The sequence below is a fragment of the Kitasatospora sp. NPDC056181 genome, assembly GCF_042266225.1.
Lineage (GTDB): Bacteria > Actinomycetota > Actinomycetes > Streptomycetales > Streptomycetaceae > Kitasatospora.
Genome location: NZ_JBHJUK010000238.1, coordinates 1 through 9,339 on the forward strand (window position 1 = coordinate 1; position 9,339 = coordinate 9,339).

A 9,339-nucleotide genomic window follows, 5' to 3' on the forward strand; every position below is an offset into this window, starting at 1 on the left:
CTATGATGTAAGGTATGAATGACGCTACTGACTCTTACGAGCTTCGGTCGGGCGTGCCCGACGTGGACACCTTCCGCCACCTCCGCACCGCCTCCGGGATGAGCGACCGCCCCGCCGCCGCGGTGGCCGCCGGGCTGCCGCAGACCTGGTACGGCGTGACCGTGCACACCGGGGACGGCCGGACCGTCGGCATGGGGCGGATCGTCGGCGACGGCGGCATGGTCTTCCAGATCGCCGACGTCTGCGTCCTGCCCGCCCATCAGGGCCGGGGTCTCGGAGGGCGGATCATGGCGGGCCTGGTCGCCGAGCTGGAGCGCCGTGCCGTGCCGGGCGCGTACGTCTCGCTCATCGCCGACGGCGACGCCCACCGCCTCTACACCAAGCACGGCTTCGTCGGGACGGCCCCGCACTCGGTGGGCATGCACCGCCTGGTCTGACCCCCCGTCCCGCCCCCGGCCCCCGGCGCCCGTGTCCGCCCCACCGAGCGGGCCGAGCGGGCCGGGCCGGGCGGCTGCGCGAGAAGTCGGCCCGCCCGACTTCCTGCGCAGCGCCCTGTGCGCCGAGCCCCCGGTCCCGCTCCCCGGATCCGGCGGTCGGCTCAGGAGGGCCGGATCCCGTGTCCCAGGGCCCGCCCGACCGCGAGGTGGGCCAGCCAGGCCAGCCCGAAGGTGAACGGCGCGGCGATGTCGTCGGCAGGGCCCGGGACGGCGGAGCAGACCGCCATGACGGCGACCGGTGCCCAGACCCGGAGCAGCAGGTGTCGAACGGCCGCCGAGCCCGGTGCCGCCCTGGTCAGGAAGGGGAGGAGGAGCCCGAGCACGGCGCACGGGACGGTGGCGCCGGTGTGCTTCACCGCCTCGAACACCGTCCAGGCGAGCAGGAGGATCCCGAGCACGCCCCAGGCGGACCGGGCGCCCCAGGCGGCCCGGCCGGCCGGACTCGTCGCGGCGGCGGACTCAGGTGCCATGGTGCCCCTCCCCGGTCGGTGCAGCCGCGGCTGCCATCGTCGTCCGACGGAACGCTACCCCTCCCGCCGAAGCGGCGGGACCGCCCGCGCCCCGCCCTTACGGGGCTGCCCGCCCGGTGGACGGGGGCCGGGACCGTGGCCGGGCCCCGGTCCCGTGGTCGCGGAGCTCGCCGGTCACCGCCCACGCGACCGACACCACCGGCACGGCCACCACCGCGCCCAGCACCCCGCCCAGCACGGCGCCACCGGTCACCGACAGGGCGACCACCACCGGGTGGAGCCGCACCGACCAGCCGAGGACCAACGGGTGCAGCAGATGGCCCTCGATCTGGCCGATGACCACGATCAGCCCGAGCACCAGCAGGGCGACCACCGGGCCACGCGCGGCGAGGGCGACCAGCGCGGCGATGGCCAGTGCGATGGGGGAGCCGATCAGGGGGACGAGTGCGGCGACGAACTCCAGTACGACCAGGGGGAGCACCAACGGCACCCCCAGCAGGGCGAGGGCGATGCCGACCAGGACGGCGTTGGTCGACGCCACGATGAGCACGCCGCGGGTGTAACCGGCGAAGGTCTGCCAGGCGGCGCGGCCCGCCCGGTCCCAGACCGGCCGGGCGCCGGCGGGCAGCTGGTGCTCGGCCCAGGACCACATCCGGTCACCGGAGTGGAGGAAGAACACCGAGCAGAACACCGCGAGCGCGACCGCGGTGACCACCTCGACGGCCCGGCCCGCTCCGCTGATGGCGGTGCTGATCAGCGTCGACCGGTGGGCCGCGACGAACTCGCCGAGCTTCGCCCGGAAGTCGGTGACGGTGCCCGCGTGGAGGTGGAAGGGCGCGCGGGTCAGCCAGCGGTCGAGTCGGCCCAGGCCGCCGTGCAGTTCGCTGCCCAGGCCGGTCCACTCGTCGGCGACGGTCGTGCCGACGAACGCCAGGATCCCGCCGACCAGGGCGATCGAGCCCAGGAAGGCCAACAGGACGGCCAGCGAGCGGGGCACCAGCCGGTCCAGGAGATCGACGGCCGGCCGCAGTACGGAGGTGATGACCAGGGCCAGGAACACCGCGACGACCGGCAGTTCGAGCCGGGTGAGGACGAGGACCAGGAGGAAGGCCGCCACGCCGAGCAGGACCAGCCGCCAGGTGTACCCGGCGACGGTCCGCAGCCCGGGCGGCACGCCGTCCCCGGACAGCGCGGGTCGGGGCGGGGGCGTGGGTACACGCGGCCGTCGGCCGCCGGGCGGGCGGGGCCGCCGGGCCGGTCCACCGGTGTTCATCCGCACGGGCGGCCTCTCTGCGATCGGGATCCGGTTCGGGCTGCGACATCCCGCGGCTACCCGGCGGGTCGGGGTGGAAACCGCGGGCGAGGCGGTGCGCCGGCCACAGCCGCGCGGTCAGTGCCACCAGCAGTCCCACCAGGCCGCGCCGCCAGGCCCACGGCGATCCGCGCCGCGTAGTCGCCGGGCAGCCCGGAGTGCAGGCGGCGCAGCGGCAGGTCGGCGGCGCAGTACCGGCGTGTGGTGGCACGCCGGCGGTCGCGGCGGACGGCGGCGGTGGCCCGCAGGGCGGGGAGCAGACCGGGCGCGAGGCCGGCCGGCGTCCACCGGATCCCCGGTCCCGGCGGCGTGGCCGGCCCGCCAGGCCGGCCGAGAGTGTCGGCGGGATGGCCGGCACCGGGCAGGGCGCCGATGCCCAGGCGGCCGGTCGGCAGCAGCCCGCGCGGTCGGATGTCGAATGGCGGCGCCGCGGCCTTCGCGGGCGGGCCGGCGAGCGCCAGGACGGAGGTGCGGACCGTCAAGGCGTCCCGGCCGTGCCCGGCCGCGGCGTGTCGGTCGAGGGCGGCGCCGCTCCGGGCGAGGCCGAGTTCCCCGGTCCGGGCGTCGAGCAGGCCGGTACCGCGCGGGGGGACGCAGGAGCGAGTCGGACGCTGCGGAACGCGCCGCACCGCGGGCGGGGGGACGCACCGACGATGGCGAGCCGGGCGGTGTCGCCGAGTGGGGTCCGCGGGAAGGCCCGGAGCGCCTGCGCCCGGAGTGTCTGCGCCCGGTACGCCGTACCGCCCACAGCGGCGCCGGACGCGCGCCGGACTGCGACTGCACCGTCCGCACCGACTGCACCGTCCGCGCCGACCGCACCGAGCGCTCCGACCGCGGCGAGGCAGCCGCCGACGGCCGTCTCCAGCCTGCTGAGCGCCCTACTGATCAACAGGGCGCTCGGCAGCAACAGCCCCCACCAGAGCAGGAGTTCGACTGTGGTGCGCATTCCTCCCCCGTCCGCCCCGGGCCCCGTCCGTGCCGGGCGCCCGGCCCGCCCTCGCGGCGAGCGGCCCCATGTGTACCGCCCGGAGGGTGGCCGCGTCCCGGACGCAACGCCGCCGCGCCCGGGATGGCCCCCCGCGGACCACTCGTTCGCCGCACGCCCTCCCCGGCCGGCGTGATCATCGGCTCGGCGCGCCGGCCGGGTGTCCCGAACCCCGCCGGCCGGTGCCCCGAACCCGCCGGGTAAGGCCGCCGCGGTCGTGAGCGCGGCGAGTTCGTCGACGACGGCGGTGAGCCGTCCGTGCCGGCGGAAGGCGAGGTGCTGGCGGGCGGCGCCCGTGCCGAGGCGGTGCAGACGGGCCAGTCCGGACCGCACGGCGGCGAGGTCACCTGCGGCGGTGAGGCCGGGAGTCGCGTACTCGACGAGCTGCTCGGCCAGAGCGGACATCGGCGCGCGGCGTCCGGTGACCGGGTCGAGGCCCTCGCCGGACAGGCCGAGGCGGGCGGCGCGCCAGTGGGCGGCGCCGAGCAGACCGGCGGGCACGGGGGGCGGCCGCCGTCCGGCGTCGACGTCGGTGAGGAGGACACCGCCCAGTCCGCGCAGCAGGGCCGCCAGCAGGACGACGGTGTCCAGGTCCGCGTTGACGTCGGCGATCCGCACCTCCAGGGTGGGCACGTGCTCGGACGGCCGGGCGTACCAGTAGATCATCCGGCGGTCCAGCAGGACGCCGCGGTCCACGAGGGCGTCCGCCAGCGCCTCGTACTGGTCCTCGTCCAGGACCGGGGCCGGGCCGACGGTGGGCCAGCGCGACCACTGCACGGAGCGCCAGCTCGCGAAGCCGCTGTCCCGCCCCGCACTGAACGGTGAGTTGACGGCGAGCGCCTGGAACACCGGCAGCAGGCCGCGCAGGTGGTTGCCCAGGGCCAGCGCCTGTCCCCGCCCGTCCACGCCCAGGTGGACGTGACAGCCGCACAGCGCCCCGTCGCAGCCGTCGAGCACGCCGGCGTACCGGGCCGCCATCCGGTGGTAGCGCGGATCGTCGGTGACCCGGCGGGGGCCGGGCGCGGAGAGCACCGGGGTGCCGGAGGCGACCAGCAGGCACCCGGCCCGGGCGGCTGCCGAGGCGACGACCGAACGCAGCCGCACGAGGTCGTCGCGGAGATCGTCCAGCCGCGTCGCCGGGCGGCTGCAGACCTCGACCTGGACGGGGAAGAACTCGGCCTGGACCCGGTTGCCGAGCACGGTGGCCGCGTCCGCGATGACCTGTGGCGCGCGCTCGGCCGGCAGCCGGGTCCGGCGGTCGACGAGCAGGAACTCCTCCTCCACCCCGAGGGTGGGGACGGCGGGGACGGCGGGCGTGCCGGGCGTGCCGGTCATCGCAACCCCCGGGCCAGCGCGCCGGCCGCGGTGCCCAGCAGGCCCGCCGCCAGCAGCCCGTGGTGCTGGGAGGCCCACAGCTGGACGCTTCGCCCGCGGGCCTCGGAGCCGAACCGGCCGCGCGCGCCGCGATCCCTCACGGCGTCGACCGGCGCCCAGAGGTTGACCGGGTCGTCCGCGCGGCGCGGCCGGTCCTCCTGCTGGGCGTCGAAGCCGGTGCGGGCGAGGCAGCGGTCCAGGAGGCCGGGGGCGACGGCGTTGGCGGCCAGCGTGGCGGCCGTGCGCGCACCGACCCAGTACTCGCGGCGGCGGGGGTGGTCGGCCGCGTACCGCACCGCGCGGGCGGCGACTTCGGGCTGGTGGACGGGCGGGACGGGACGGGCCCGACCGCGCATCCGGTTGAGCACCCAGTCGAACTGCGGGGTGTTGACCGCCGGCAGCTGCACCATGGTCACCCGCACGCCCGACCCCGATGCCAGCAGTTCGCGGCGCAGTGCCTCGTGCCAGCCCTGCAGCGCGTGCTCGGCGCCGCTGTACGCGGTTTGCAGGGGGACGCCCCGGTAGGCGATCACGGAGCCGACCTGGACGACGGTGCCGTGGTCGCGCGGAAGCATCCGGCGCAGCGCGGCCCGGGTGGCGTTGACGTAGCCGAGGTAGGTGACCTCGGTGACCCGGCGGTACTCGGCCGGGCTGATCTCGGTGAACGGTGCGAAGACGGAGACGAGGGCGTCGTTGACCCAGACGTCGACCGGTCCGAACTCCGCCTCGGCCTCGGTCGCCACTGCCTCGCAGGCGTCGGGGTCGGCGACGTCCGCCGGGATCGTGCGGACCGGTGAACCGGCGGCCTCGGCCTCGGCGGCGGCCGCCCGCAGGCCGCCCGCCCCGCGTGCGACGAGGACGAGGCGGTTGCCGTCGGTGGCGAAGGCGCGGGCACAGGCGCGGCCGATCCCGGCACTGGCGCCGGTGATGACCACGGTGCGGGGGTTCGGATGTGCGCGGAACGTCATGGACGGCGTCTTGCCGGGCGGGGGCCGCCGAAACGTCGCCGCCCGGACCGGAGGGTCTTCGGCGTCGTCCTCGTGGTCGGGTCGCGCGCGTGCTCCCGGACGTGCCCTCCGGCGTGTGTGGCCGCCGTCGGATCGGACAGACGCGGGGCATGAAGGACGAGCAGTACGAGGAGTACGTGGTGCGCCCGGTTCCGTCCGGGCCGGTGGCACCACCGGCCCCGGTCGTCCGTGCGGCCCCGCACGCCGCGCGGCATGATGGTCGGGACGGCACGACGCCGTCCCGAGCGGACGGGGAGCCCACCATGCCGCGGCCGGCCGAGTACCCCTCCGACGACGGAGGGGGCGAGGAACGCGGTGGTCTGCACGTCGTCACGGGCCGGGAGGGGGCTACCCGGGTCGTCACCGTCACCGGCGAGCTGGACCTCGACACGGGTGACGTGCTGCGCAGGGCGCTGGCCGTGCCCGCGGACGAGGAGCCGGAGGACGAGGGGCTGGAGCGGATCGTCGTCGACCTCTCCGGTCTGCGGTTCTGCGACTCGACGGGGCTGAACATCCTGTTGCGCACCCGCCTCGACGCCGAGGCGGCCGGGCTCCGTATGGAGTTGGCCGGCCCGCGTCCGGTGGTCGCCAGAGTGTTCGCGCTCACCGGCGTCGACGGCGTGCTGCGGATCCACCCCGACCTCGGCGCCGCGCTGCGGGCTCCCCGTCCGGTGGCGGACGCTCCTCCCCCCGACGGCGACTGAGGAGCACCGGATGAAGCGCCCGTGGGAAGGCCCGCTCCCGGAATCCGACCGGACCCGGCGGCTCCGGCTGGAGGGTGCCGAGGGCGCTGTGCAGCGCTGCCGGGACTTCAGCCGGCAGGCGTTGGCGGCCTGGCACTGGCTACCCGGCAAGGACGCGGCGCAACAGGACGAGGAGGAACAAGAGGACGACGAGCAACGGGCCGTGTCGCAGGACGTCCTGCTGATGGTTTCGGAGCTGGTCACCAACGCGTGCCTGCACGCCCCGGGCGGCCCGCGCGAGCTGCGGTTGAGCTGGAACGGCGAACGGCTGCGGGTCGAGGTCACGGATGCCAGCCCGGTGCCGCCGCAACTGCGTCCGCACGCCGACCCCGGCCGGCCGGGCGGGCACGGCCTGCGGGTGGTGGACCGGCTGGCCCGGGCCTGGGGCTCGTTGCCGGAGGGCACGGGCAAGCGGGTGTGGCTGGAGGTGCCGTCCCCGCTCGACCACCGCGTCGCCCGGATCGACCACCGCGTCCGCCGGCGCTGACGTCCGCCGGCACCGACCCGGGCGGGCGTCCGCCGGCACTGACCCGGGCGGACGGCGGTACCGACCCGGGCGGGCGGTGGTACCGACCCGGGCGTCCACCGGCACCGGGCGGACGGCCGACCGGCGGGCGGCGCTCACGCCTGTCCGGGGTGCGGTTCGGGCCGTGGTGCCGGGGCCGGGCCCGGGAAGGGCTCCGGGCTCGGGAACGGGGGGATCGGCGGCGGGGCGGGGCGGGGCCCTTCGCCCGGCCCCGGTGCGGGGTACGGGTGCGGGATCGGCTCGGTGTCCGGGTCGGGGGGAACGGGGACGGTCATCGTGGCACCTTCCTCGGGTCGCTGCCCGGCGGCGTCTACCCGGGCGCGGGACGGCAAATCCCGACGGAACGGGATGAAACCGGACGGTGCGGGTAGGACACCACCGGAGCGGTCACGGCGACCGGCCTGACGCTCCCCGCACCCGCAGGTGCCACCGGGACCGTCGCTTGAAGCAGCCGGGCAGAGGTTCTCGGGAAAGAAGCCCGCGGCACGCGAACGCGTCCGTTCGCGGTGCCGGGGCCGTTCGCCCCGATGCCCAGGAGAAGCCACCGTGTCCACCCCCGTGCAAACCGGCCACCGGACCGACCGGGCGGCCGTGCCGTCCTCCGGCCTCCCGCCCGACCTGCCCCCGCGTCCCAGCGATGCGGAGCTGCGCACCATGGGCAAGTCCGAGGCACGCGAGCTCAGCGACGCGCGGTTCGAGCGGCTGGCCGGCCTCGCCCGCGAGACCCACGCCTACAGCTACGTGCGCGGCACCGTCATCGAACTCAACATGCCGCTGGTCCGCTTCATCGCCGCCCGGTTCCGGCACCGCGCCGAGGACATGGAGGACATCCTCCAGGTCGGCACCATCGGCCTGATCAAGGCCGTCGACGGCTACGACCCGGCGCGCGGCGTCGAGTTCATCACCTACGCCATCCCCACCATCGCCGGTGAGATCAAGCGTTTCTTCCGCGACACCTCATGGCCGGTCCGGGTACCGCGCAGCGTGCAGGAGCTGTACCTGAAGGTGGCCCGCGGGTCGGACCGGCTGGAGCAGGAACTCGGCCGCCTCCCGCACCCCGAGGAGATCGCCGAGGACCTGGACCTGACGGTGGAACAGGTCGTCGAGGGGCTGGTCGCCGGCCGGGTGTACCGGCCCGACTCGTTGGACGCGCTGCGGGACCGGGACGGCGGCGAGAGCGGGAGCGCCATGCTCGACCGGCTCGGCGGCTGCGACGAGAACCTCGAACTCGCCGAGTTCCGCACCGCGGTGCGCCCGCTGCTGGGCCGGCTGCCGCGGCGCGAGCAGACCGTGCTCAAGCTCCGGTTCTGGGACGGCTGGACGCAGTCCGAGATCGCCGCCCGGATCGGCGTCTCCCAGATGCACGTCTCCCGGTTGCTCACCGCCACCCTCGCCCGGCTGCGCGAGGAGCTGGACGACCAGGACGCCCCGGGCTGGGCCGACGGGCCGCAGGCACCGGTCGGCGCCGGGACGCCGGGCTGAATTCCCCTCCCGCCGGGCGTCTTCGGCCCCCGCAGCGGACAGCCGCGCTGCGGGGGCCGTCGCCTGCGGATCGAGAGGCCGCTCTTCGACGGCACCCTCGGTTCCGCCGGGCACCGTCGCCCCGGGTGCCGGCGATGCCCCGGATGTCGGCCTGCGACTCGCCGCCGCCCGCGCCGCCGGGTACCGGACGGAGTGACCCCGGCCCGAGGCCCGACCGCCGCCCGGCGCGGGCCGCCGGCGCCGGGCCTGCCGTGTCCGGCCGACGGGTGGCACAGTGGGAGCAGGGCGGCGCCCGCCGCCCGACGACCCGGAGCGCGCCGCCCGGCACTCCCCGGGTGCGGCGGATCCGGACGGTGGGACGGATGGACGACCAGGCGGTGCCCGCCGCGCAGCCGGCGGACCCGGCCGAGCAGGGCCTGCGACAGCTGCTCGCCGGGCTGACCGCGGTGCGCGACGGCGACTTCGGGACCAGGCTCACCCCCGGCCGGCCCGGCCTGCTCGGCGAGATCGCCACGGTGTTCAACGGCATGGCCGACCAGCTGTCCCGGGTCACCTCGGAGGTGACCCGGGTGGCCCGGGAGGTCGGTACCGAGGGGCGGCTCGGCGGCCAGGCCCAGGTGCCGGGATCGGCCGGGACGTGGCTGGAGCTCACCGACTCGGTCAACGCGATGGCCGGCAACCTCACCTGGCAGGTGCGCAACATCGCGCAGGTGACCACGGCGGTGGCCCGCGGGGACCTCACCCAGAAGATCGAGGTGGACGCGCGCGGCGAGATCCTGGAGCTGAAGAACACCGTCAACACGATGGTGGACCAGCTCGGGTCCTTCGCGGCGGAGGTGACCCGGGTGGCCCGGGAGGTCGGTACCGAGGGGCGGCTCGGCGGCCAGGCCCCCGTCCGGGGCGTCTCCGGCACCTGGAAGGACCTCACGGACAACGTCAACGT

At 76.4% G+C, this 9,339-nt stretch carries 9 protein-coding genes; 5 read left to right on the forward strand and 4 right to left on the reverse strand.

Annotated features, from left to right (window positions below; genetic code table 11):
• Positions 1-14: 14 nt before the first annotated feature.
• Positions 15-437 carry a GNAT family N-acetyltransferase gene (locus ACFC1F_RS41435; RefSeq protein ID WP_376166758.1) on the forward strand — a complete coding sequence of 141 codons (423 nt, stop codon included), beginning with the start codon at positions 15-17 and terminating at the stop codon, positions 435-437.
• Between the two features lie 161 nt (positions 438-598).
• On the opposite strand, the gene ACFC1F_RS41440 is transcribed toward ACFC1F_RS41435, so the two are convergent.
• The 4 genes from ACFC1F_RS41440 to ACFC1F_RS41455 all read right to left on the reverse strand — a co-directional run bounded on the left by ACFC1F_RS41440 (position 599) and on the right by ACFC1F_RS41455 (position 5,606).
• Positions 599-967, reverse strand: coding sequence for a hypothetical protein (locus ACFC1F_RS41440; protein ID WP_376166760.1), 369 nt, complete (start codon positions 965-967; stop codon positions 599-601).
• A 97-nt stretch (positions 968-1,064) separates the two neighbouring features.
• Positions 1,065-2,141 (reverse strand): AI-2E family transporter, encoded by a 1,077-nt coding sequence (locus ACFC1F_RS41445; protein WP_376166762.1) that lies wholly within the window; start codon positions 2,139-2,141, stop codon positions 1,065-1,067.
• Positions 2,142-2,757: 616 nt separating this feature from the next.
• Positions 2,758-4,599, reverse strand: coding sequence for a glutamate--cysteine ligase (locus ACFC1F_RS41450; RefSeq protein ID WP_376166764.1), 1,842 nt, complete (start codon positions 4,597-4,599; stop codon positions 2,758-2,760).
• Positions 4,596-5,606 (reverse strand): SDR family oxidoreductase, encoded by a 1,011-nt coding sequence (locus ACFC1F_RS41455; protein ID WP_376166766.1) that lies wholly within the window; start codon positions 5,604-5,606, stop codon positions 4,596-4,598. Before ACFC1F_RS41455 ends, ACFC1F_RS41450 begins: the two co-directional genes overlap by 4 nt.
• 149 nt (positions 5,607-5,755) lie before the next feature.
• Between ACFC1F_RS41455 and ACFC1F_RS41460 the strand changes: the two genes are divergently transcribed.
• The 4 genes from ACFC1F_RS41460 to ACFC1F_RS41475 form a co-directional block, all read left to right on the forward strand.
• Positions 5,756-6,349 carry an STAS domain-containing protein gene (locus ACFC1F_RS41460; RefSeq protein WP_376166768.1) on the forward strand — a complete coding sequence of 198 codons (594 nt, stop codon included), beginning with the start codon at positions 5,756-5,758 and terminating at the stop codon, positions 6,347-6,349.
• Between the two features lie 10 nt (positions 6,350-6,359).
• Entirely contained in the window at positions 6,360-6,875 is a 516-nt protein-coding gene (locus ACFC1F_RS41465; protein WP_376166770.1) for an ATP-binding protein, read from the forward strand.
• A gap of 585 nt (positions 6,876-7,460) precedes the next feature.
• Entirely contained in the window at positions 7,461-8,396 is a 936-nt protein-coding gene (locus ACFC1F_RS41470) for a SigB/SigF/SigG family RNA polymerase sigma factor (protein WP_376166772.1), read from the forward strand.
• Between the two features lie 362 nt (positions 8,397-8,758).
• Positions 8,759-9,339 (forward strand): HAMP domain-containing protein (locus ACFC1F_RS41475; RefSeq protein ID WP_376166775.1); only part of this gene is annotated, 581 nt, incomplete at its 3' end.

Bases quoted from the DNA above. Each gene is read 5' to 3' on its own strand.
- ACFC1F_RS41465 (WP_376166770.1), top strand. From the start codon at position 6,360: ATGAAGCGCCCGTGGGAAGGCCCGCTCCCGGAATCCGACCGGACCCGG.
- ACFC1F_RS41435 (WP_376166758.1), top strand. From the start codon at position 15: ATGAATGACGCTACTGACTCTTACGAGCTTCGGTCGGGCGTGCCCGAC.
- ACFC1F_RS41450 (WP_376166764.1), bottom strand. From the start codon at position 4,599: ATGACCGGCACGCCCGGCACGCCCGCCGTCCCCGCCGTCCCCACCCTC.
- ACFC1F_RS41455 (WP_376166766.1), bottom strand. From the start codon at position 5,606: ATGACGTTCCGCGCACATCCGAACCCCCGCACCGTGGTCATCACCGGC.
- ACFC1F_RS41440 (WP_376166760.1), bottom strand. From the start codon at position 967: ATGGCACCTGAGTCCGCCGCCGCGACGAGTCCGGCCGGCCGGGCCGCC.
- ACFC1F_RS41460 (WP_376166768.1), top strand. From the start codon at position 5,756: ATGAAGGACGAGCAGTACGAGGAGTACGTGGTGCGCCCGGTTCCGTCC.